Source organism: Aggregatibacter segnis ATCC 33393 (assembly GCF_900476035.1).
In the GTDB taxonomy this organism is placed as follows: domain Bacteria; phylum Pseudomonadota; class Gammaproteobacteria; order Enterobacterales; family Pasteurellaceae; genus Aggregatibacter; species Aggregatibacter segnis.
Genome location: NZ_LS483443.1, coordinates 885,923 through 909,419 on the forward strand (window position 1 = coordinate 885,923; position 23,497 = coordinate 909,419).

Sequence of the window (23,497 nt, forward strand, 5' to 3'; positions counted from 1 at the left end):
AAGAAAAGTGCGGTTAAAATTCGTTGAATTTTGTCACCGCACTTTGTCGCCTTATTTCAATAAATAAGCTCTTAACTGCGCAAAATCGTTTTCCATTTCATCGGATAACAACGGCAGTTTGTTGTGTTTATCCAACGCTTCCGGTAGCGGCAGCGTTAAATCCAGAATACGTTCGACGGATTCTTTAAATTTTGCCGGATGCGCAGTGCACAGGAATAAGCCGGTTTCGCCTGGTTGTAAATCCTGTTTTAACACTTCATAAGCTACCGCGCCGTGTGGTTCGCACAAATAACCCAGTTGGTTCATGGCGCGTAACGTGTCTTCTGTTTGTGCATCGGAAATTGCAGCCGAATGTAACTCAGTCAATGCCCAACCGTTACGTTTGAACAATTCTTCTACGCGAGGCCAGTTGTTTGGACGAGAAACGTCCATGGCGTTGGAAAGGGTGGCCACGGTTGCATTTGGTGACCAGTTTCCGCTGTGTAAATAACGCGGCACGGTGTCGTTGGCGTTGGTGGCTGCGATAAAACGTTTAATTGGTAAGCCGAGGGTTTTAGCGATTAATCCGGCAGTGAGGTTGCCGAAGTTGCCGCTTGGCACAGAAACCACCAAGTTTTCACGTTGTTCTTTTGGTAATTGTGCCGCCGCTTCAAAGTAATAGCATACCTGTGCCAATAAACGGCTGATATTGATGGAGTTCGCCGAATTTAAGCCGATGGCTTGGCGTAGTTCTGCATCATCAAAGGCTTGTTTGACTAACGCTTGGCAGGCATCGAAATCGGCATTGATCGCGATGGTGCGAATATTACCGCCAAGGGTGCAGAAGAGTTTTTCTTGTAACGGGCTGATTTTACCTTTCGGGTATAAAATCACCACATCGATATTTTCTAAGCCATAGAATGCATGAGCAACAGCTGCGCCAGTGTCACCGGATGTCGCGGTTAAAATCGTGATTTTGCCGTCACCGCGTACGGTTGCAAGCGCTTGCGCCATAAAGCGTCCGCCGAAGTCTTTAAAGGCAAGGGTCGGACCATGGAACAATTCCAATGCATAAATATTGTCTTCCACTTTGGCAATCGGTGCCGGGAAAGTGAAGGCGTTGCGCACCATTTGTTCAAGCTGTGCTTGAGGGATTTCCTCACCGATTAAGGCACCAAGGATTTTTTGACTGCGCTTAACCAGTGGCAATGCCAATAGCTCATCGATATTGCTTAAGTGCGGTATGTTTTCAGGGAAAAATAAGCCCTGATCTTTGCCTAGCCCTTGGCGTACGGCTTGGGCAAAATTGACCTGTTCTTCGGGGTGTTTGATGTTGTATAAATTCATGTGAAACCTGTTCTTTTGTTTGGCACCTTTAAGACAAAAGTGCGGTGATTTTTTCCGGTGTTTTAATCAAGTTCTCTTGCGCCGGCATTATCGACTTTGCAAATGTGCACAAAGCCTTCGTTGTTTTGTAAATAATGATTTTCAAGGTAAGTGGCAAGTTTGCCGGCAATATGTAAATCCGGTGCGATGGAAAAGATCGTCGGGCCGGACCCCGAAATTCCGGTAGCTAACGCACCTAAATCGCGCGTCGCTTGTTTGACCTCAGCAAAGTTAGGTAACAAGGCTTCACGATAAGGTTCGGCAATGACATCTTTCATCATCATGGCGGCTAAGTTTTCCTGTTGTGTGTGGCAAGCGTGCACGAAACCACCGAGATGGCGACCATGTGCGATAACATCTTGACGCGTATAGCTTTTCGGTAAAATTGCTCGGGCTTCCGCCGTGGAGACTTCAATACCCGGATACGCCAAGACCCAATACCAATGATCAAAAAACGGCAAGGTTTGGCAAATGTTGCCGAGTGATTGCACCATAAACTGCACGCCACCCAAGTAGCAAGGGGCCACATTATCGTAATGAATGGAGCCGGAAATGCGTCCTTCCAACTCGCCCATCATTTCTAACAATTCCATTTTAGAAAACGGTTCGTCATGGAATTTATTCAGCGCGACCAAGGCGGCAACAATAGAGCAGGCACTGGAGCCCAAGCCTGAACCGATAGGCATATTTTTCTCTAAGGTTAAGCGTAGCGGTTTGACTTTTGTGTTACGTAATTTGAGTTGTTCACTGAATAACACATAGGCTTGATAAACGATATTTTTTTGCGGTTCTTTTGGTAATTTACGCACAAAATAACCCGCACTTTCTAACTCAAAGCCGGCGGCGATAGGTTCGATTTGCACCACATCGCCTAATAATGAGCCGTTAATCGGGGAAATTGCCGCACCTAAGGTATCGAAACCGACGCTGATATTGGCACTGGAGGCCGGCGCATAGACTCTTAGCATAACATTCTCCGTTTAGTGCTTTAAGGTTCTTAAAATATCGGCAAAAATGCCGGCAGCAGTGACAGCATTGCCCGCGCCGTAACCGCGTAATAATAGCGGAATCGGTTGGTAATAACGAGTGTAAAATGCCAACGCATTCTCACCGTTTTTCACCTTGTATAGCGGATCATCTTTGCCCACGGCAACAATAGACACTTTGCATTTGCCGTTTTCAATTTGTCCAACGTAACGTAAAACTTTTTCTTCCGCTTCGGCTTTTTCGACACGTGCAGCAAATTCGGTATCCAATTGCGGCAACATCGCCATAAATTCTTCGGTAGATTTGCCCTCGGCAAAACCTTTTGGAAGAACGCCTTCGACTTCGACATCTGACAACTCTAGTTCTAAGCCGCTTTCACGAGCAAGAATTAACAATTTGCGGGCAACGTCCTGACCGGATAAGTCATCGCGCGGATCCGGTTCAGTGAAGCCTTTTTCGCGGGCAAGTGCGGTCGCTTGAGAAAGGCTTAAACCTTCTTCCAATTTACCGAAAATAAAAGAAAGGGAACCGGATAAAATCCCGTCAAAACGTTCCACTTCATCGCCGGCGGCTAATAAGTTTTGTAAGTTCTCAATGACCGGTAAACCTGCACCGACGTTGGTTTCGTATAAGAATTTACGTTGGTTTTTATGGGCTAGTTCACGCAGTTTGTGGTAGTAAGTTAAGTCGCGAGTATTGGCTTTTTTATTTGGGGTTACCACATGGAAACCTTCTGCCAATGCACGTTCATACAAACTCGCTAAGGATTCAGCCGATGTACAATCTACAAAGACCGGGTTCACAACGTGATGTAATTTAATGAAAGATAACAACACGTCAAAATCAGATGGCTGGGTGGCATTTTCCAAATCTGCTTGCCAATGGTCTAAACTTAAGCCGTTTTCATTCAGCAACATTTTATTGGAGTTGGCTAATGCACAGACACGGATTTCAATGTCCTTCTTTGCTAAATACTCTTTTTGCTGTTTGATTTGTTCGATTAATTCACCGCCGACACCGCCAACGCCCACGAGAAAAACTTCCACGATTTTTTTGTTATTAAATAAGGCTTGATGTGTTGCTTTTACCGCTTCAATCGCTTTATTTTGTGGTACCACAGCGGAGATGGAACGCTCGGAAGAACCTTGCGCAATGGCATTAATACTGATGTTGGCTTGAGCTAAGGCTGAGAAGAAACGTGCGGCAATGCCTTTGGCTTGGCGCATTCCATCACCCACCACCGAAATGATGGAAAGGTCTTTAATCGTTTCGATAGGATCTAATTGGTGGGCTTTTAATTCTTGCTCAAATTCCGTTTCTAATGCTTTGAGTGCAACCTCCAAAGATTTTACCGGCACACAGAAACTGATGCTGTATTCGGAAGAAGATTGAGTGATTAAAATCACCGATACATTGGCGTTAGACATGGCAGAGAATACGCGTGATGCCATACCGACCATGCCTTGCATTCCCGGACCGGAAACGTTGAACATGGCAACATTATCTAAATTGGTGATGCCTTTGACTTGCAACTCTTCGGATTTGATATTGCCGGCAATAATGGAACCTGGTGCGGTTGGATTACCGGTATTTTTAATTAAGCATGGAATATTCGGACGTATTAACGGGCCGATAGTGCGTGGATGAATCACTTTTGCACCAAAGTAGGAAAGCTCCATGGCTTCGCGATAAGACAGGCTTGGCAACAAACGTGCATCCAATACTAAACGAGGGTCGCAAGTATAAACGCCGTCAACATCGGTCCAAATTTCACAGACGCTAGCGCCTAAACAGGCCGCCAAACAGGCAGCGGAATAGTCGGAACCATTACGGCCTAACAAGACCAACTCACCTTTATCATTGCCGGCAGTAAAGCCTGCCATTAACACAACTTTCTCTTTGGCGATGGCGCCTGCATTCACACGTTTGGTGGATTCTTCAATATCTACGGAGGATTCTAAATAACTGCCTTGAGCCAATAATTGTTGAACCGGGTCAACAACGTGTACGCTATATCCATTGGCTTCAAACCAGGCTTTCATCATCGCAATAGAGAGTTTTTCGCCGCGGCAATCAATGGTCGCCTTTACCGCATCTTCCACTTTACCGGCTTCACGAATTTGTTCTAATAAAGAGGCAATTTGTTGGAATTCTTGATCAATCAGTTGTTTGGTGCCAGCAAGGTCAAACTTATTGTTTTTGGCATGTAAGCCGTTAATGATGGTATAGAAAATATCTAATGCTTCGTTGAAATGGGAATCGGTAGGTTGATTTAAGCTGGCTTTTTCGGAAAGGGCAACAAGATGATTGGTGATTTTGGCCGGTGCCGATAGCACGCCTGCCGCCTGCTCCTCTAAATGGGCTTTCTCAATAAGCTCGGCAGCCTGCAAAAACCGTTCCGGATTGGCGAGTGATGTGCCGCCAAATTTTAATACGCGCATGATATTCTCCTGAGTATGATATATAAAAATGTTTGCATAAAAAAACCCGCTTTATAGAGGAAGCGGGTTTATGAATCTTATTCTTAACGCACTAGCCCGCCCCATTAATCATCGTAATGGTAATCATGGAGGTTGACATAATAATAGTGCGGTTAAGTTGACGCATAATTTATTTTACATGGTGAAAAATTGGATATAGAAATACCGAAATTTCATATCCTTGTCAAACGGAAATCGGAGAATTTTGCATTATTTTCTAACTTTTTTAGTTGGTGTAAAATAAATTACCATTTTTATTACAAGGACGCCTTATGATTGCGCAAAATCTTGCTCATATTCAGGAACAAATTACACAATGCGAATGCCATTCTGAGACTCAAAGTGCGGTCAAATTACTTGCCGTTTCTAAAACTAAACCGATTGAAGATATTTTAACCGCGTACGAAGCGGGTCAAATGGCATTTGGCGAAAACTATGTGCAAGAGGGCGTTGAAAAAATTCAATTTTGCCAACAACAGCAGATTGAATTGGAATGGCATTTTATCGGGCCATTACAATCTAACAAAACCCGCTTGGTGGCGGAATATTTTGACTGGATGCAAACTCTTGAGCGTGCAAAAATCGCTGACCGTTTAAATGAACAACGCCCACCGCACAAGGCACCATTAAATGTGTTAATTCAAGTGAATATCAGCAATGAAGCCAGTAAATCCGGCGTGCAACCCGATGATATTTTGCCTTTAGCAAAACACGTGGAAAATCTACCGCACTTACGTTTACGCGGTTTAATGGCGATTCCTGAACCTACCGATGATGTGGTGCAACAGGAACAAACGTTTCGTCAAATGCATACCTTGTTTGAAGGATTGCAGCAGGCTTTGCCTCATGCCCAAATTGATACTTTATCCATGGGCATGACCGACGATATGCAAAGCGCCATTAAATGCGGTTCTACGATGGTGCGCGTAGGCACCGCGATTTTCGGGAAGCGAGTGTAATTTGCATAAAAGTGCGGTCGTTTTTGGCCGCGTTTTTTATTTTAAAGGAAAGCAAAACGCCACATTCAATTGAACGTGGCGTTTTGTGTGAACTGGTTAATTATCTTGCTAAGACGTTTTGTAACGCTTGATAAATAATCTGTGCTTGTTTTCCGGAAAGTGCGGTTTTCTTTTCATCGGAAATAACCACCGCACTTTGTTTGCCGGCGGTAGAAAGTTGCATTTGGTAATCCCCTTTTTCTAGTTCAGGAAGTTGTGTGCCGATGCGCAACCATTCTTCTTGAGATAAAGGTTTATAAGTTAATTCCCGAATGCCTCGTGCGCCTTGTTCTTCGCTGATTTCAAATCCTAAGATTGGTAATGCAGAAGCTAAACGGTGCCATGCTTTTTCAAACGGTGCATTTAAAACCAAAGCGATACGACCATTAGAATCTGTTGCAATGGCGGATTGAATTGGTGAGGATTGTACCCCTCTTAGTTCTTGCTGTTGTTTTTGATATGCGCTGTTAAGCTCTCCAACGAATTGATTTAATCGGTCAGAAGCATAACGTTGTTTATCCGCAAGGTTTGGCGTGAAAACCGTGTCATCGCGTTTCATTTGCAGCACTGAAACCGTTAATGCATTGGCTTGGCGGGCATTCACTTCTTCAATTTGATAGCGTATTTGGGTATTTTTTAAGTCATCCACGCGTCCGGTCTCTGTCCAATCAGTCACTAATTTCTTACCTTCTAAGTGATAACCAATCTCTTGTTCTTTCAGTAAACGTTCAATTTGTTTTAGGTTATACACCTGTTTTTTATTGGATTCATAAACGATCAATGCACGTTCACCGTCAAATTGGGTGATAGAACCATTGATAATGGCTAATGGAATTGATGGAGGACGAATATCCACGTTTTCTGTTTTCGCAATTTTGACTTGAGGTAATTGATATTCTGCGCTTTGTGTCGGTAACTTGACGCCGCCACTGGCGAGTGGAGCGAAAAATGGCAATTCGGGGTTTGATTTTTGATAGTTATCTCCCGCTTGTTGTTTACTTTCATTGCTGGCAGAACAGGCACTTAATAGGGCAACCATTGCTGCAGTCAGTAACCATTTTTTCATAACATATCCTTTTGGCGTGTAATCAAGAGTGAGAAAGTCTGTTTTCGACAGAAGAGAAAGAGAAAAGTTCGGGATCTATGTGTAGATCCCGATATCAATTTAAAGTAGTCCGGCAAGTTTTAGGGCTTCTAATACAGACGGTTGTGCTTTTTCACTGAGTACGGTGAGAGGCAAACGAAGAGTAGGCTCTTGAATAAGTCCGAGTTTATAGCAGGCCCATTTTACTGGGATAGGGTTGGATTCAATAAAGAGATTTTTATGTAGCGGCATTAAACGTTGGTTAATTTTTTCAGCTTCTTCAAATTTACCTTCACGAGCTAAATGGCACATTTTCGCCATCTCTACAGGCGCAATGTTATTTGTGACTGAAATCACGCCTTCCGCACCTAGTTTCATAGCTTCTAAACTGGTCGCATCATCGCCGCTTAATACGATGAAATCATTCCCGGCAAGTTGTTTGATTTTTTGTACGCGGGAAACATCACCGGTGGCTTCTTTAATCCCTATAATATTTTTGATTTTGGCTAAACGACCAACCGTTTCCGGTTGCAAATCACTTCCGGTACGTCCTGGTACGTTATACAGGATTTGCGGAATATCGGTACATTCAGCAATGGCTTTGAAGTGTTGATACATGCCTTCTTGCGTAGGTTTGTTGTAATAAGGGACAACGGATAAACAACCGGAAATGCCGCTATTATTTAATAATTTTGTCATGGTAATGGCTTCGCTGGTGGCATTGGCGCCGGTACCGGCAATAACCGGGATTCTGCCGGCGGCAAACTCAACGGTCTTTAAGATGGCTTTTACATTTTCGTCAATGCTTAGGGTGGCGGATTCACCGGTTGTCCCAACAGAAACAATTGCATCCGTGCCGGCATTAATGTGAAATTCAACCAGCTTTTTCAAATTTTCAAAATCCACTTCGCCATGGCTATCCATTGGTGTCACTAATGCAACGATGCTTCCCTGAAATAAAGGGTGATTTGACATAAAAGCCTCCATTTTTTGTTATTGGATTCCGGTTTAAATAAGAAATTACATTGCCGGAAAAAAGAGTTGTGTTTGCTTGCTAATGGTCGTTTAAGATCGCTAAAATACCCTGAATTTGCAAGAAATTTTTTATTTTTTTAAGAGGATTTTTAAATGAATACATTAAAAGTCGGCGAAAACGCACCGCACTTTTCTTTACTGAATCAAAATGGCGAATTAGTTTCTTTGGAACAGTTTAAAGGTAAAAAAGTGTTGGTTTATTTTTACCCAAAAGCGTTAACCCCTGGCTGCACGACACAAGCCTGTGGTTTACGGGATAGTAAATCGGAATTGGAAAACTTAGGCGTGGTGATTTTAGGAATTAGCCCAGATAGCCCGAAAAAATTAGCGCAGTTTATCGAAAAGAAAGCGCTAAATTTCACTTTGTTATCCGATGAAGATCATCAAGTCGCCGAGCAATTTGGCGTGTGGGGGGAAAAGAAATTTATGGGACGCACTTTTGATGGTATTCACCGAATCAGTTTTCTTATTGATGAAAACGGTAAAATTGCGCAGGTGTTTGATAAATTTAAAACAACAGAACATCATCAGGTTGTGTTGGATTATTTGAAAAAGTGATTTTTTATAACATTAAAATAAAACGACCGCATGAAGTGATCTATATCCCAAAAGTGCGGTCCATTTTTGACCTGTTTTTACTCAAGAAATCAGGCGGCGCTTTTCTGATAAGCAATGCCATGCATAAAAAGCTGTAACACATCTTTAAAGAGTTGCTGTTCTTTGCCGGCATAATGTTGTTGCAAAACAGAAGAATGAATCATTTCATCCATTTTTTGAATCAACACATCAATTAAAATCACAGGAAAATCATCACGCACACTTTTGCGTTGTTGTAACGTACTGAAAAAATAGTGCATATAGAGATATTTTTCCTGTGCCATTTGCCGAAAAAAAGCCTGTAAGGTTTCATCTTGATCATGATTTAAATCATGTAATACGGCGGTGGAATACAGAGTAGTCATGGATTCTTGCTGCATCGTCAAAATCTGCTGGATCACCGTGGCTAAATCTGCCTCTGTGGCTAACAGTCTATCAAATTCCTGCCGCATATTATTTTTTTGTTCTTCGAAAATACATTTCACTAAATCTTGCTTGGTGGGGAAATATTTATAAAACGTCACCCGACTCACCCCCGCCGCCCGACAAATTTCTGCGACAGACGTTAATCTCCAACCTTGTTGATAAAACAGTTCAGTGGCAACCTGTTTCAAAAAAATATCTTTTTTCATGGTTCGCTCCTTAAGGGGCAATAACATAGCCGAAAGCCTTTAATTGTCAAATGTCAAATTTGAGAAAAATTCTTATTTACTTTCGTATTGTGATTGTGCTAGGTTTACATTATTAATCATTTAATGCAAAAAGTGTAAACTTTAACTCAAAATGAAGCCTAGGAGAACCTATGAACAAGTTATCCTCACGACTCAGCCTCATTAGCCTTTGCCTGATGAGTGCCTATTCTTTTTCTACTCATGCTGAAGAAAGTCAGCAGACCACGGTACTAGACGAAATCACTGTCACCGGTGAAAAATTCCAACGTAGTCAATCATCTACTGGTTCAAGCACATCCGTGGTAACCGCCACTCAACTCAAACGAGAAGCCAATTTACTGTCCGCTACCCAATTATTAAAACGCGATGTGAATATTTTAGACACCGGTTTGGGCAATGACTTACCTACTGTGCGTGGCGTTGACGGGTCCGGCCCGGCGGTAGGTGCGGTGGCATTTTTTGCCGGTTCACGCCCACGACTAAATATGCAAATCGATGGCAGAACCTCCAGTTATAACGAACTGGCGTTCGGTACAAAATCCCTCTGGGATATGAAACAGGTAGAAATTTATCGTGGCGCGCAAAGCTATGCCCAAGGGCGTAACGCCATTGCCGGTGCAGTAGTCATGACCAGCAATGACCCAACGCAAGAATGGGAGGGCGCAGCGAAATTGAATATGGGGAATCATCGATTGGCACAAACAGCCGCCCTGATTTCAGGCCCTGTGGTGAAAGACGAATTAGCGTTTCGTTTAAGCGTAGATCATCAACAACGCGAAACGGCTGTGGATTTACCTCATTATGATCCAGTTGGTAACCCACGTTGGTTTAAAGCCACTAACACCCGCGCCAAATTACTGTGGACACCGTCAGCCTTGCCGGATCTCTATAGCCGTTTAACGTTCAATCATTTAAATGCAAGAGCGCCACAAAGCGAAACAGAGTTACAACCTAATTCAGCACGTTACACGCCGGAACGCCCGGTATTCCAAACACGCTCTGCCAGCACTATTTGGGACATTAGCTATCAACTCTCAGAGCATTGGAAATGGGAAAATAAATTGGTTTATACCCACTTTATTCACGATAGAAAAACGACTTCGCCATTCAACACTGCATTGCCGCCAAATCGTCGAGGTGTTCCGGCTCGCGTTGATGGCAATGAATTCCAAATTGAACCCATTGTAAAATACGAAAACGAAAAATACCGTGGGTTATTCGGTTTGTTCTATTTCAATGCGAAACAAGATGAAAGTGTTACGATGCTCAACGGACGCATTGCTCGCACGCCGATTACGACAAATTTTAATGATAAAACGAAAACCAAGGCGGTCTTTGGTGAAATTACCTTTACGCCTGATATTCCGTTTGAATTGACGCTTTCTGCTCGCTATGAACAGGAACATCATCAGCGTAAAGGCAAAAGTGCGATGTTTTTCATCAATCGGGATAAAAAATACAATGTCTTCCTGCCAAAAGCAGACATTGCATGGAAAATTAACGATGATCAACGCTTAGGCTTTAAAGTAGGCAAAGGTTACAACCCGGGCGGTGCCGGTGTGACTTTTGGTGTGCCGTACACCAGCTATGAATATGACGCGGAATATGTCTGGAACTACGAACTTTATCATCGTTGGACATCCGCAGATAAACGCCTACGCATTAACAGCAACCTATTCTATAACGACTACAAAGACATGCAGTTACCGTTCACTCTTGGCCCAAATTCCATCGTGATCCGCAATGCTGATAAAGTCGTCACCTATGGTGCGGAAATCAATACCGAATGGCAAGCCACCGAGAAACTGGCGTTAAATGCCGGAATCGGTATATTGAAAACCGACATCAAACGTTATCCGAACAGCAACATTGAAGGGAATAAACTTGCTCGCGCACCAAATTTCAGCGGAAAACTGGGCGCGCATTATAGCCTGCTTGATCATTGGGAAATCGGTGCAAATTACAGCTACAATAGCAGTTATTATTCCACTGCCGACAACTTAGCCAATGGTAAAGTAGGGCATTATGACCAACTTGATGTTTATTTAGCGTACGACTTTAAGCACGCCAGAATCACGCTTTATGCCGACAACGTGCTTAACTCACGCAAAGATATCTTACTCGTACCGCGCTCTGGCGACATTACTCGTCAGCCGGAACGTCAAATTGGACTATCCACCGAGTTAAGATTTTAAGCAATGAGTCAGCAACACCAACAAATTTGCCAACCTGTTGCCGCGCAATTACGCGCCTCAATGTGGTTGGCAACCTTCGCGCAAGGCTTAAAAATCGGGATTTGGCTTTTGATGATCCACATTGTGTTCACCGTCAGCCAATCTCTTACGTTTCCTTATTGGCAGATTTTCGCGCTGCTTGCCACGTCCATTTTGTATTACACCTGCAAAATTAAAGCGCACGACAGATCTCATTATGCGGCCTTTGAATTGGAAAAAATGCTACGCCAACAGCTTGCGAAAAAAATCAGTCAATTATCGTTAGGCAAAGTCAATGAAATCGGTTCAGACGGTTTAACCAAAGTGCTGTGCGATGACGTAAACGAATTGCACACCTTTGTTGCCGATGCGCCTCCCCTTAAAGCAGAGGCTTATTCCACACCGCTTTTCGTGTTGGCAGCATTGTTTTGGTTAAATTGGCAAATGGCATTGGCTGTGGTGATTTTCCTTGTCGTGTTGTTTACGATTCTGCAACATTTAATGCAAAAAAGTCGGTTGAATTATCGTGATTACGGTGCTGCCGTGAGCAGAATCAACAGTGCTATTATTGAATATATTCAAGGCATGAGCACGATTCGTACCTTTGATGCGGGACAAAGTTCGTACAGCCGTTTTAGTACCTCATTGGAAAATTTTAATCAGGTTATATTCGCTTTTTTAGCCAAAGTGGGCGCACCAACACGCCTTGGTCGTTCGCTTTTTACACCAATGCCGATTATGCTGTTTTTGATCGTGTTGGGCGTGTATTTACACTCGCTTGCGCTGTTTTCCACTTTTGGCTTTTTTGCCTTTTTAGTATTAGCCGCCGGGTTAATTGAAACCATGCATCCATACATGGGACTGTTTCATTTGTTGGAACGTTCCCGCGCCGCCATTGAACGCATTAACGAAATCAAAACGTTGGAAAATGCCACCGCACTTTTACCGCTACAAACGCCAAAGGGGTATGCTGTTCAATTTGAACAGGTCAATTTCAGCTATGATGCCGACAAAGCAACACTGAAAAATATCGACTTCAGCGTACCGCAAAATAGTTTTACTGCCATTATTGGCCCTTCAGGCTCCGGCAAAACCACCTTACTCAATTTGCTGTTGCGCTTTTGGGATGTCGATAGCGGAAAAATCACCTTAGGTGGTGCGGATATTCGTCATATGGAACAGGATCAACTTATGAAATATTGTTCGGTCGTATTTCAGGATAATTTCTTATTTTCTTGCTCTATTGCCGAAAACATCGCTTACGGCATAGAAAATGTGACGGAGGAAGCGATTATCAATGCCGCCAAACAAGCCCGTATTCATGACTTTATTATGACCTTGCCGGAGCAATATCAAACGAAAGTGGGTGAACGCGGACAATTATTGTCAGGCGGACAAAAACAACGTATCAGTATAGCCCGCGCTTTTTTACAAAATCGTCCGATTTTATTGCTAGACGAACCCACGGCTTTTTCTGATGCGAAAAACGAGGCAGATTTAATGCAGGCATTTCATGCGCTGATGCAAAATAAAACAGTGATCATGGTGGCGCATCGCCTGTCTAGCATTACCCAAGCCGATCAAATTATTTATTTAGAGAACGGCAAAATCATCGCTCAAGGCAACCACCAAGCCTTGTTGCAAACCAATGTTGCCTATCAAACCCTTTGGGCGGAATATCAACAGGCAAAATCTTGGACGATACATTAGAGAATGTTATGCAATCTTACTTTAATCCTGAAACTCAACGCGTAAAAAGCCTGTGGCAAACTTATCACGCCTTATTTGCCGCCGCCCAACAGCAACAAAGCGCATTCTTACGCTGTCTCGCTTTTGCAGCACTGTCTGCAACCTTATTCGGCGTGGCTATCGGCTTGCTGTATCCGCTGCTTTTGGCATTAGAACAAACTGAAGCAGGGCAAAGTGCGGTCATTTTTTGGAGTGTTTTATGTGGCGTGCTTTTAATCGTCAGCCTCCTTTTCCGCATTTGGGCGGAATACTATGACACCAAAGGCGATTCATTTTTGGCGACATATCAATTAAGACGTCAACTGGGCGAAAAACTTCGCCGCGTATCTCTTGCCGTCCTCAGTGGATTTCGTGCAGGGGAACTCAGTGCCGTTGCCATCCAAAGTATTAATGAAGCGACGAATTACGCTTTCAGTTTAATCAGTATTCTAATTTACGGCATCGTAACACCGGTGTCTGCCGCCCTTTGTCTTTGTTTCTTTGATTACCGCTTTGGGCTACTGATCTTCATTATTTTTCCGCTTATCGTGCCACTTTATTTATGGCGGAGAAAAGCTTTCCGTCGTGGATTTAGTATTTTGGCAGAAGCTAATCAGCGACTTAAAGGCGAAACCATTGAGTTTGTGCAAGGTTTGGAAATTCTGAAATCAACAGGGCAGACTGAAAACAAACAACATATTTTCAACCGTGTGATTGAAGATGTGGCAAACATTCAACGCATCGGCACAAAAAAAGGCGAACGTCCGAATTTGATTATTACCTCAAGCATTCAATTCAGCCTGATTGCCGTATTAATTGTTGGCACATTTTGGGTGATTTCCGGTAGCGCCCATTGGGTATTGTTAGCCACGGTACTGATTTTAATTGCGCGAATTTCAGATGTATTGAACTTCTTTGTGCAAATGTCTTCGCTCTTAGAAATTTTTGTGATTAGCTGTGAAAAATTTGAAAAACTGATGGCATTGCCTGAATTGGCGGAAAATCATGGCAGCAGATTACCCACAGATTATCGTATTCGCTATGAGCATGTCCGCTTTGGTTATAATGCTGAAAAAACCATCCTAAACGACATTAATCTGGACATAAAACCTAACAGCCTCAATGCTTTTGTGGGCACCAGCGGTTGTGGTAAAACAACATTACTCCGCTTGTTATTGCGTTATGCTGATCCACAATCAGGGCAAATTACGATCGGCGGTGTCGATATTCGGGATATTAGCCAAGAACAGCTCATGCGCTTAATTTCTGTGGTGTTTCAAGACGTTTATTTATTCCAAGACAGCGTATTAAATAACATCCGAATGGCAAAACCCAATGCCACCGATGAAGAGGTGATTCACGCCTGTAAACTTGCCCAATGCCACGATTTTATTCAGGCATTACCACAAGGCTATCAAACGCAAGTTAATGAAATTGGGAGTAATTTTTCCGGTGGTGAAAAGCAACGACTTGCGATTGCCCGCGCGATTTTAAAAGACGCACCGATTCTCATTTTAGATGAACCGACAGCATCGTTGGATACTCGCAATGAGCTGGCAGTGCAAAAAGCGTTGGATCAGCTGGTTAAAGACAAAACCGTGTTGATTATTGCTCACCGACTTTCCACCATTGTGGGCGCGCATTGCATTTATGTGTTGGAAAACGGCAACATTGCCGAACAAGGCACGCATCAAACACTCTTAGAACAAAAAGGACGTTATGCAGCGTTTTGGCAATGCCAACAAGGCAACATTACTTACTAAGCAGGATTGGGCAATCCTTGCCACGACTGCCGGTTTTAAATTCTGCATAGTGGCATTTTATATGATTGGTCTCATCACCATGTTAAAAGAGATGGGGTTCGATCTTAAACAGCTTAGTTGGTTCTATTTGTTTGGTGGAATGGAAATGGCGAAATTCATCGTCTCGCCGTTAATTGAACGCTATCGTCTCAAGCGTATCGGGCAATTTCGCGGTTGGCTATGCCTTTCCTCGCTAATCATTTTTATTGCCTTATTTATGTTGCATTTCATCCAACCGCAACGGGATTTTACACTGCTTATGGTGGCGTGTGTGCTATTGAACCTAAGCAGTCTATTTTTCGGTTGTGCGGCGTTGGGGCTGACGTGTGCCATCCTACCTTTTGAGCAACGTGGCTTTGGCGGTGTCATTCAGGTGATCGCAGGACGCGTGGGTAAAATGCTTGGCGGCGGTTTGGTGTTACTGATTTATCATCATTATGGCTGGCAAAGTGCGGTGGATTTAATCAGTGTTTTTGCACTACTATTGATTCTGCAAATTAGCCTATATTCCGAACCTACAGTTGCCGCTGAACCGCAAAATCCGTCATTGCGTTTTTTATTCACACGCTTTTTCTACTTTTGGCAACAACCGCACATTTCATTTCGTTGGTTGATTTTATTGTTATTTGTGTTTATTCCCAGCGGCATGGTGGTCAGTAGTTTCATTCCGCGTCTAAATGCCTTGGGCTGGAGCAGCCAACACATTGGGCTATTACTTTCAGTATTCGAACCCCTTTGTGCTATCGCCTTTGCTCCGCTCAGTGGTCTATTACTCAAAAAATATTCTCGGGTTTCTGTCACCCAATGGGTATTATTTAGCCAAATTTTTGCCTTCTGCTTATTTATTTTATTTGAATATGTCGGCACGGATTTTCCTTATCTTATCGCCGTACCAATCTTATTATTAAGTATGACTTACGCATTACTTGTGCCGTGCTTGCTCGCCATGATTATGGACAAATCCACTCAAACTTACGCCACGCTCGACAGCGCATTGCAATTCTCCGTTGCCCTCTTCGGCGCTTACCTAGCAGGCTTTGTCTCTCTCCGTCTCGCGCATGCCTTTGGCTATCTCACAGTTTACCTCGCCGCCACCTTCATTGCTGTTGGAATATGGCGATTTTGGGGATGCCGAAAAGAAGAACTATCATAAATTTACAAAGCTCCATGACAAAAAGCTCAGTTACTTTGTTCTATTTTATTGATGTGCTAACAAATGGTTCTCTTCATTATCGTGCTATAAGGTTCGATGTCAGGGATAGTTTTCATGTCTTTGGCTGAAAGTTCTACTTAAGCTCTGTTGCCTCGCCGCCATGGTTTGAGCTTTCACCATCTCTTTTTCTGAGCGATTTTTACGGGCAGTAACGGTATTAAATTTTTCTAATAAGCGATTAAAATCGTCAATGTTCTTATTTAAATCCTGTTGTAATTCCAGGCTATCCTTTCCGATGCGCGCAGATAAAAAGTAAAATAAGGCAAAGTAAGCCAAATGACATGACGAAGCATAATTTGGTTGGAGAATTGTTATGTCAATGCTGTGATAGCGAGTGCCTTTAACACCTTAAAATCATTCCAGCCAGTTCAATAATATTGATGAATTAGAGCAGGTATACATGGCTATATTCGTTATTATAACGAGGTATGCCTTAAACTCAGATTAAAAAATTTGAGCTCTGTGCAGGACAGAGCTCAATATTTAATATCAGTCCAAGTTTTGGGACAGGTTAAAGTGCGGTCGTTTTTTTAGGTGTTTTACCAACTATAGTTGAGTTTTACCCCAAATTGGTTCTGTTTCTCTTTGTTTTTACCTCGGCTATTGCCAGCATACATTGAGACTTTCCAAGGTTTATAACCAAAGCTGAGGTTTGCCTCATGGTAAGTATAATGACCAAATGTTTGCTCAAATTCTTGCTCATTAATACGTTGGCTATAAGATTTATTTCCTGTAGAAACGTAGTAAGTTGAGATCTCCGGTGTAATTTCCCAACCGTTGACGTTAAAGTGATAGCCTACTTTTACGCCTGTGTGGTAGGTCGGCAACTTGATTGCCGGGTTTTTCACAATAACGCCATTTAACTCGCCTTCGCTTGAACTGATTTGATGATAACGAACGCCGAGCATTGGTGTAATTTGCAGACTATTTATTATCACGTCATAAGCCATATTTAGACCGACATTTACGATATTGCGATCAAATTTATGCTCTCCATCAATTTTACTGCGCGACCAACCATAGCTTGTATCAATAGCCCAACTAAATCGATCGATTTGCTGTTTTGCATACAGGGTTGCTAAGGAGAGGGTGTTTTTACCATTTAATGATGAAAACTCATTATTGGTTTGTGCGTGGGTGACCATCGCCCCTAATACAACACCATTCGTCATTTCAGGTGTTTCCGCACCTAATGCAACCTGATTACTTTTACTGTGGAAGTTTTTGTAATCATCTGAATGATATTTATGATTACTATTGTTATAAGAAAGCCACATACCAGAACGTTGAGTCAAAATTGTTCGATCTAAGCGTGAAGCTAACTGAAGATTAAGTGCGGTCAACATCGCTGTATCAGATAGGACAGCATTGGTATTCGCACTGATAATCTCTTTTTGTTTGTATGTTACCGGTTTTGTTGTTGTATTACGTGGACGAGCTTCTTCGGCTAAACGAGCTTCCTCTTTTTCTTTCGCGATACGTTCTGCTTCAAGACGAGCTTGTTCTTCTTTCTCTTTAGCAATGCGTTTCTCTTCGAGACGCGCCAACTCACGTTGACGGGCTTCTTCCGCTAAACGAGCTTCCTCTTTTTCTTTCGCGATACGTTCTGCTTCGAGACGAGCTTGTTCTTCTTTCTCTTTGGCAATACGCTCCGCTTCGAGACGTGCTTGTTCCTCTTTCTCTTTAGCAATACGTTCCGCCTCTAAGCGAGCCAATTCATGTTGGCGGGCTTCTTCAGCTAAACGAGCCGCTTCTTTCTCTTTTGCGATGCGTTCTGCTTCAAGACGTGCTTGTTCCTCTTTCTCTTTAGCAATACGTTCCGCCTCTAAGCGTGCCAATTCACGTTGACGAGCTTCTTCGGCTAAACGAGCTTCCTCTTTTTCTTTCGCGATGCGCTCTGCTTCAAGGCGCGCTTGTTCTTCTTTCTCTTTAGCAATGCGTTCCGCTTCGAGACGCGCCAACTCACGTTGACGGGCTTCTTCCGCTAAACGCGCCTCTTCTTTTTCTTTCGCGATGCGTTCTGCTTCGAGACGAGCTTGCTCTTCTTTCTCTTTGGCAATACGCTCAGCTTCTAAACGTGCCAACTCACGTTGACGGGCTTCTTCCGCTAAACGAGCGTCTTCTTTTTCTTTCGCGATGCGCTCTGCTTCGAGACGAGCTTGTTCCTCTTTCTCTTTGGCAATACGCTCCGCTTCTAAGCGTGCTAATTCACGTTGGCGGGCTTCTTCAGCTAAACGAGCTGCTTCTTTTTCTTTCGCGATACGTTCTGCTTCAATTTTTTCGTTTTCTAACTTGGCATTATAGAGTCGGAAAATACCATCTTGTTCAATCAAACTATAAACGTAGGCACCAAGATCTACATGATTTCTAGCTAATGATACTTTTAATGCCGGATCTCTGATTGCTTTAGAGGCATCCAATAAATCAAGTTTTTCATATTTAGCTTCGCCACCACTGTCTTTAACATCTAGCACAAAATTACCGCTTGCCTGATGGGTTACAGTGACTTTATCGCCGCGTTGATTGGTAAGCGCGGAAGCATAATGAAATGTTCCTTCTCCGTTTAACGCATTAATTGTTAAGTGATTATAGACTGTAGGGTTTTCTTGGCTATTTAAGAAAATATGGCTTTTTTCTAGATTTAAGCGGGCAGTTTGGCTATCACCTGTCAGTGTCCAATTCGCATTTTCTGTCAATCTTACTAAGCTATTTCCTGTACCGTTAATCGTCCCGAATAAATGTGCTTTACCTAAGATCAGTTGGGCATGGTCAGTGAGTTGGGTATTGCCACGGATTTCAGTTGCCGTAAAGCTATTTAACGCTTTGGCTGAAATATCATCATTGCTACAAGTGACTTTGCCTGTGTAATCAGAGCGAATACAAACAGGATCACCGCTTTTATAGCCTAAATGTATTTGACCATTTTGGCTTGCATTGAAGTTGGCATTAACTTGTGCAACGTTACGGCTACTATAAAGGACAGAATTATTGTTTACATTAATGTTGTTGGCATTAAAAGTGCGGTTAATCCATTCATCATCAAAGACGACATCTTTCCCTTTGTTACCATTTAAATAATCATTGGCATGAGGAACAGGTCTGCCGGAGAATAACGCAATACCCTGATTTAATGTGACGTCACCGTTAAGCTGACTACCGCCGGTAAACAGGAAAGTTGATTGGTTGTTTACGGCATTGATATTAACGTTTAATTTTCCGTTATGGAGAGCGGCATTTGTTTCGCCTAAATAACCATCGAAAGCATTAATCGTCACATCTTTTCGTTGTATTTCCCTTTGGGTAACAATATTAATTGCTTCTTCACGATCCGTTGCTACGATTTCCCAATCCTCTGTACTGCCTTGATCCGGTTTGCAAGGGAATGACGCTTTCATATTGTCGTGTTTAGAGACAAAGTAACGATTTTCACAGCCGTTTTGCCAATGATATAAGTGATATCCTGCGGGGCGGTTTGAATTCTGAACTTCACGGATCGTAACTTGTTCCGGGAGAAATAAGTTTTGACCTGTTAGCGTAAGCGTTGATGCTTGATTTGCATTATGATTGACAATCATTGCGCCTTCATCAACGTTACGAATGCGCTTAAACGTTAAGTTATTCCCGTTAAGATCTAAACGACCGCCACGGAAACCAAAATAGATACGATCCGGATTGACTTGTTCAGCATCATTTAAAATAACTGTTGGGCGACCACTCACAATACCGACTTCTTTAAATGCCTGTTTATTGCCATTTTCGTCTGCTTTTTGGTTTAAAATAACGGTGCCATCACCAACGCTGATTTTACCGTCATTTTTCCCGGTTCCATTAACGTGCAATGTACCGCTGCCAATTTTAGATAAAATGTCGTTATTGCGAATTTGCCAATTAACTTGTTTTCCCTCAGCAATGGATATTCCTGCACCAGTCCATGTGGTGTTTGCATTTTGTCCGCTGACGGTATAATTTCCGTTAAAATAAAGCCCTCCAGCGCCTTGATTGATGTCGCCTTTGAGTTTTAATAAACCATTATTTCCGTTTAAATAAGCGGTTTTACCATAGTTAAGTTGTTCTTCTGCTGTTTTTAAAGAAGCATCAATTAAATCAACGACTAAGGTTTTATTGTTATTTCTTGTACTACGAATCGTACTGGTTTTATCTGCTGCTTCCCAAATGAACTCTTCATTGTTATCTGCAGAAATTTGACCCGCAATATCTTCAGCATATCGCTGTTGATTAAAATCATTGCGATAAATAATGTATTCCTGCCAAGTGGTGTTTTTATACCCACCCCAATAGGTATAAGTGCCTAAAAAGACCCATTTATTTTGTTGCTTATCAAAGGTAAAAATCGGTGAGCCGCTGTCTCCTGGAACAGCATAGTTGGTAAGCGGTTTATCAAATAAATTGCCGTATAGATCGAGGAATCCCTGTTTTTTAGGCTGTAAGTCATAGGATTGTCCACCGATGGCGTAGTTATAAGCACCTTGTAATTCTTCACGGTCTTTATCTGCGCTTTCACGGAATTGTGTTCCTGCTCCGACCCTGAGCATATAAGGGAAACGGGCTGTATCCATATAAGTATTCGGATCTGTTCCTGCCGTTGTTGTTGGCATTGGAATAACTTCAGTGACAAAACGGTGTAAGCGAGGAGAATGGTAGTCTTCATGACGACGATCGTATTTCCACCAAATATCTGGAGGGCCATCGTTATTTCTGTCCACTAATCTGTAAGTGTCATCAGGAATGTCGCTATGACCGGTTTTTATACCAAAGCGAACATTTTTGTAACCGCTGTTATGTTTTACGCTCACGACATACTGTGGATCAACGAGGGTTGCCACACGCATTTGTACATCAACAGGGCTAAAATCGATCATCGGTAAATTAGGCAAAATAGTACCTAATGCATTGCCGTTTTTATCCCGGATTTCCACATTTGTTGCGCCGACATGGAATTTACCTTTGTTTTCGGCAAAATCACGGAAGATTTGGTAATCCACATCGCTGCGTACTATGGCAGCAAAAGCGGATTGATGTAATGCCAGAGCAATAGAGGATGCTGTAAGCGTGCGACAAAGTGGTTTTAATAATTTTTTCATAAAGACCTTAGATATCAATTTAATAATGCTTTACGTTTTTATATGAGAAAATTTAGGGGGTTACATATAAAAGTGCGGTGCGTTTTACAAAACTTTTGAAAAACGCACCGCACTTTTTAGATTTTAAACGAATTAATGTGTGCTCGTGCTGGTTGTTGTTCTATTGGCACGTTTACGATCCGTTTCCGTTAATAATTTTTTACGAATACGGATAGATTGTGGGGTGATTTCCACCAATTCGTCATCATCAATAAATTCAATGGCTTGTTCAAGGCTCAATTTAATTGGTGTGGTTAACGCAATGGCGTCATCCTTACCGGAAGCGCGCATATTGGTGAGTTTTTTCCCTTGTAAGCAGTTCACAGTTAAGTCGTTAGAACGGCTGTGAATACCGATGATTTGACCTTCGTACACTTCGGCGCCGTGATCGATCATCAGTTTGCCGCGCTCTTGCAAGCCCCATAACGCGTAAGCCAAGGCTTTACCTGTCGCATTGGAAATCAATACACCATTTTTACGCTGACCGATTTCGCCCGGTTTCACATCATCGTAATGACTGAAACTAGAGTAGAGCAATCCGGTACCGGAAGTCATGGTCATGAATTCATTACGGAAACCGATTAAGCCACGGCTTGGGATCACATATTCTAAACGTGTACGTCCTTTACCATCCGGCACCATGTCTTTTACTTCACCTTTGCGGATACCAAGAGCTTCCATTACCGCGCCTTGGTGTTGCTCTTCAATGTCGATGGTGACTTGTTCAAACGGTTCTTGTTTGTGTCCATCCACTTCTTTAAAGATGACTTTTGGGCGGGAGACAGCTAATTCGTAGCCTTCGCGACGCATATTTTCGATTAACACGGATAAATGCAATTCACCACGACCGGAAACACGGAATTCATCCGGGTTTGGGGTTTCTTCTACGCGCAATGCTACGTTATGCACAAGCTCTTTGTTTAAGCGCTCTAAAATCTGACGAGATGTCACGTATTTCCCTTCTTTACCGCAGAAAGGTGAGGTGTTAACGCAGAAGAACATGGTGACGGTTGGTTCATCAACGGTTAATGCCGGCAAGGCTTCTACGTTGTTGATGTCGCAAATGGTATCGGAAATGTTGAGCTCACCAAGGCCGGTAATCGCCACGATGTCGCCTGCGCTGGCAATGTCTTCTTCATAGCGTTGTAATCCAAGGTGACCTAACACTTGTCCGATTTTACCGTTGCGGGCTTTTCCGAAACTGTCGATGATAGTCACGCTTTGGTTTGGTTTTACCGTACCACGTTTAATACGACCAACACCGATAACACCAACATAGCTGTTGTAGTCTAATTGGGAGATTTGCATTTGGAACGGGGCGTTGAGTTCCACTTTCGGTGGTTCAACGTATTTGACGATGGCTTCAAATAAAGGGGTCATGTCAGCAGCTAAATCGTCGTGTTCCAAACCGGCAACGCCGTTTAAGGCGGAGGCGTAAATAATTGGGAAGTCTAACTGTTCGTCAGTGGCGCCAAGATTGTCGAATAAATCGAATACTTGATCTACTACCCAGTCAGGGCGTGCGCCCGGGCGGTCAACTTTGTTGATGACCACGATCGGTTTTAAGCCGTGGGCAAAGGCTTTTTGCGTCACGAAACGGGTTTGTGGCATCGGGCCGTCAAAGGCATCTACCACTAATAATACGCAGTCCACCATGGATAAGACGCGTTCTACTTCGCCACCGAAGTCCGCGTGTCCCGGGGTGTCCACAATGTTAATACGGTAGCCGTTCCAATTAATGGCGGTATTTTTTGCCAAAATGGTAATGCCGCGTTCTCTTTCGATATCGTTAGAGTCCATCACGCGCTCATCCGCATCGCCGCGGGTGGCATCGAAGGTACCGGATTGTTGTAATAATTTATCGACTAATGTGGTTTTGCCATGGTCAACGTGGGCAATGATTGCGATATTACGCAATTTGTTAATGTCTATTTGATCTGTCATTGAGAATTCTTAAGCCTAAGCTAATAATAAAAAAAGAGATAATTTTCTGACCGCACTTTTAGTGCCAAAAATGCGAAAGGCGCAGATTATACAACTTTTTATGAGGGTCTGCTATGAATAAATGGGAGAAAATTTGAACAATAAAAAGTTGGTTTTATAAAAAATAAAAAAAGGCTTTTGATGAAGAAAATTCAAGTGAATGAATCAAATACTTTTATGAAATTAGGCCAGAATATGCT

The 23,497-nt window shown here is 42.8% G+C and carries 15 protein-coding genes and 1 pseudogene; 7 read left to right on the top strand and 9 right to left on the bottom strand.

Translation table 11 applies throughout. The annotated features are described in order from the left end of the window. Positions 1-51 precede the first annotated feature (51 nt). The 3 genes from thrC to thrA form a co-directional block, all read right to left on the bottom strand. Positions 52-1,326, bottom strand: a complete 1,275-nt coding sequence (thrC, locus tag DQN58_RS04560; protein WP_006717204.1) for a threonine synthase — start codon at positions 1,324-1,326, stop codon at positions 52-54. 62 nt (positions 1,327-1,388) lie between these two features. Then, entirely contained in the window at positions 1,389-2,333 is a 945-nt protein-coding gene (thrB, locus tag DQN58_RS04565) for a homoserine kinase (protein WP_006717206.1), read from the bottom strand. 12 nt (positions 2,334-2,345) lie between these two features. Beyond that, positions 2,346-4,793, bottom strand: coding sequence for a bifunctional aspartate kinase/homoserine dehydrogenase I (gene thrA / locus DQN58_RS04570; RefSeq protein ID WP_006717209.1), 2,448 nt, complete (start codon positions 4,791-4,793; stop codon positions 2,346-2,348). Between the two features lie 311 nt (positions 4,794-5,104). Here thrA and DQN58_RS04575 point away from each other — a divergent pair, with 311 nt between their 5' ends. Then, entirely contained in the window at positions 5,105-5,791 is a 687-nt protein-coding gene (locus DQN58_RS04575) for a YggS family pyridoxal phosphate-dependent enzyme (RefSeq protein WP_006717211.1), read from the top strand. Between the two features lie 100 nt (positions 5,792-5,891). Here the strand turns inward: DQN58_RS04575 and bamC are convergent, their stop codons facing one another. Both bamC and dapA read right to left on the bottom strand, forming a co-directional pair. Next, complete coding sequence (bamC, locus tag DQN58_RS04580; RefSeq protein WP_006717213.1) at positions 5,892-6,896, bottom strand: outer membrane protein assembly factor BamC; 1,005 nt, start codon at positions 6,894-6,896, stop codon at positions 5,892-5,894. Positions 6,897-6,995: 99 nt separating this feature from the next. Then, on the bottom strand, positions 6,996-7,889 hold the full coding sequence (dapA, locus tag DQN58_RS04585) for a 4-hydroxy-tetrahydrodipicolinate synthase (protein ID WP_032997772.1): 894 nt from the start codon (positions 7,887-7,889) through the stop codon (positions 6,996-6,998). A 153-nt stretch (positions 7,890-8,042) separates the two neighbouring features. Here dapA and bcp point away from each other — a divergent pair, with 153 nt between their 5' ends. After that, positions 8,043-8,507, top strand: a complete 465-nt coding sequence (bcp, locus tag DQN58_RS04590; RefSeq protein ID WP_006717219.1) for a thioredoxin-dependent thiol peroxidase — start codon at positions 8,043-8,045, stop codon at positions 8,505-8,507. 89 nt (positions 8,508-8,596) lie between these two features. Here the strand turns inward: bcp and DQN58_RS04595 are convergent, their stop codons facing one another. Next, complete coding sequence (locus DQN58_RS04595; protein WP_032997773.1) at positions 8,597-9,178, bottom strand: TetR/AcrR family transcriptional regulator; 582 nt, start codon at positions 9,176-9,178, stop codon at positions 8,597-8,599. A gap of 170 nt (positions 9,179-9,348) precedes the next feature. On the opposite strand from DQN58_RS04595, the gene DQN58_RS04600 reads away from it, so the two are divergent. Genes DQN58_RS04600 through DQN58_RS04615 form a run of 4 tightly spaced genes read left to right on the top strand, consistent with a single transcriptional unit; the run spans position 9,349 to position 16,113 of the window. Further along, positions 9,349-11,412: a TonB-dependent receptor gene (locus DQN58_RS04600; protein WP_006717222.1), complete on the top strand. Its 2,064-nt coding sequence runs from the start codon at positions 9,349-9,351 to the stop codon at positions 11,410-11,412. Between the two features lie 3 nt (positions 11,413-11,415). Continuing rightward, on the top strand, positions 11,416-13,140 hold the full coding sequence (locus DQN58_RS04605) for an ABC transporter ATP-binding protein (protein WP_006717224.1): 1,725 nt from the start codon (positions 11,416-11,418) through the stop codon (positions 13,138-13,140). Beyond that, positions 13,125-14,921 (top strand): ABC transporter ATP-binding protein, encoded by a 1,797-nt coding sequence (locus DQN58_RS04610; RefSeq protein WP_006717226.1) that lies wholly within the window; start codon positions 13,125-13,127, stop codon positions 14,919-14,921. Before DQN58_RS04605 ends, DQN58_RS04610 begins: the two co-directional genes overlap by 16 nt. Next, positions 14,878-16,113 carry an MFS transporter gene (locus tag DQN58_RS04615; RefSeq protein WP_006717228.1) on the top strand — a complete coding sequence of 412 codons (1,236 nt, stop codon included), beginning with the start codon at positions 14,878-14,880 and terminating at the stop codon, positions 16,111-16,113. Before DQN58_RS04610 ends, DQN58_RS04615 begins: the two co-directional genes overlap by 44 nt. A gap of 156 nt (positions 16,114-16,269) precedes the next feature. Here the strand turns inward: DQN58_RS04615 and DQN58_RS04620 are convergent. Continuing rightward, positions 16,270-16,456: pseudogene (locus DQN58_RS04620) on the bottom strand (DNA recombination protein RmuC); the annotation flags it as partial. A gap of 113 nt (positions 16,457-16,569) precedes the next feature. Here DQN58_RS04620 and DQN58_RS10005 point away from each other — a divergent pair. Next, a complete protein-coding gene (locus tag DQN58_RS10005; RefSeq protein ID WP_390879183.1) occupies positions 16,570-16,707 on the top strand; it encodes a hypothetical protein in 138 nt (45 codons plus the stop codon). 5 nt (positions 16,708-16,712) lie between these two features. On the opposite strand, the gene DQN58_RS04625 is transcribed toward DQN58_RS10005, so the two are convergent. Both DQN58_RS04625 and typA read right to left on the bottom strand, forming a co-directional pair. After that, positions 16,713-21,275 carry a S6 family peptidase gene (locus DQN58_RS04625; RefSeq protein WP_006717233.1) on the bottom strand — a complete coding sequence of 1,521 codons (4,563 nt, stop codon included), beginning with the start codon at positions 21,273-21,275 and terminating at the stop codon, positions 16,713-16,715. Between the two features lie 132 nt (positions 21,276-21,407). Beyond that, entirely contained in the window at positions 21,408-23,258 is a 1,851-nt protein-coding gene (gene typA / locus DQN58_RS04630) for a translational GTPase TypA (RefSeq protein WP_006717235.1), read from the bottom strand. Positions 23,259-23,497 lie beyond the last annotated feature (239 nt).

What these genes read in the sequence shown, in the direction of transcription:
- thrC (WP_006717204.1), bottom strand. Translation starts at nt 1,326, where the DNA reads ATGAATTTATACAACATCAAACACCCCGAAGAACAGGTCAATTTTGCC.
- thrB (WP_006717206.1), bottom strand. Translation starts at nt 2,333, where the DNA reads ATGCTAAGAGTCTATGCGCCGGCCTCCAGTGCCAATATCAGCGTCGGT.
- thrA (WP_006717209.1), bottom strand. Translation starts at nt 4,793, where the DNA reads ATGCGCGTATTAAAATTTGGCGGCACATCACTCGCCAATCCGGAACGG.
- DQN58_RS04575 (WP_006717211.1), top strand. Translation starts at nt 5,105, where the DNA reads ATGATTGCGCAAAATCTTGCTCATATTCAGGAACAAATTACACAATGC.
- bamC (WP_006717213.1), bottom strand. Translation starts at nt 6,896, where the DNA reads ATGAAAAAATGGTTACTGACTGCAGCAATGGTTGCCCTATTAAGTGCC.
- dapA (WP_032997772.1), bottom strand. Translation starts at nt 7,889, where the DNA reads ATGTCAAATCACCCTTTATTTCAGGGAAGCATCGTTGCATTAGTGACA.
- bcp (WP_006717219.1), top strand. Translation starts at nt 8,043, where the DNA reads ATGAATACATTAAAAGTCGGCGAAAACGCACCGCACTTTTCTTTACTG.
- DQN58_RS04595 (WP_032997773.1), bottom strand. Translation starts at nt 9,178, where the DNA reads ATGAAAAAAGATATTTTTTTGAAACAGGTTGCCACTGAACTGTTTTAT.
- DQN58_RS04600 (WP_006717222.1), top strand. Translation starts at nt 9,349, where the DNA reads ATGAACAAGTTATCCTCACGACTCAGCCTCATTAGCCTTTGCCTGATG.
- DQN58_RS04605 (WP_006717224.1), top strand. Translation starts at nt 11,416, where the DNA reads ATGAGTCAGCAACACCAACAAATTTGCCAACCTGTTGCCGCGCAATTA.
- DQN58_RS04615 (WP_006717228.1), top strand. Translation starts at nt 14,878, where the DNA reads ATGCAGCGTTTTGGCAATGCCAACAAGGCAACATTACTTACTAAGCAG.
- DQN58_RS04625 (WP_006717233.1), bottom strand. Translation starts at nt 21,275, where the DNA reads ATGAAAAAATTATTAAAACCACTTTGTCGCACGCTTACAGCATCCTCT.
- typA (WP_006717235.1), bottom strand. Translation starts at nt 23,258, where the DNA reads ATGACAGATCAAATAGACATTAACAAATTGCGTAATATCGCAATCATT.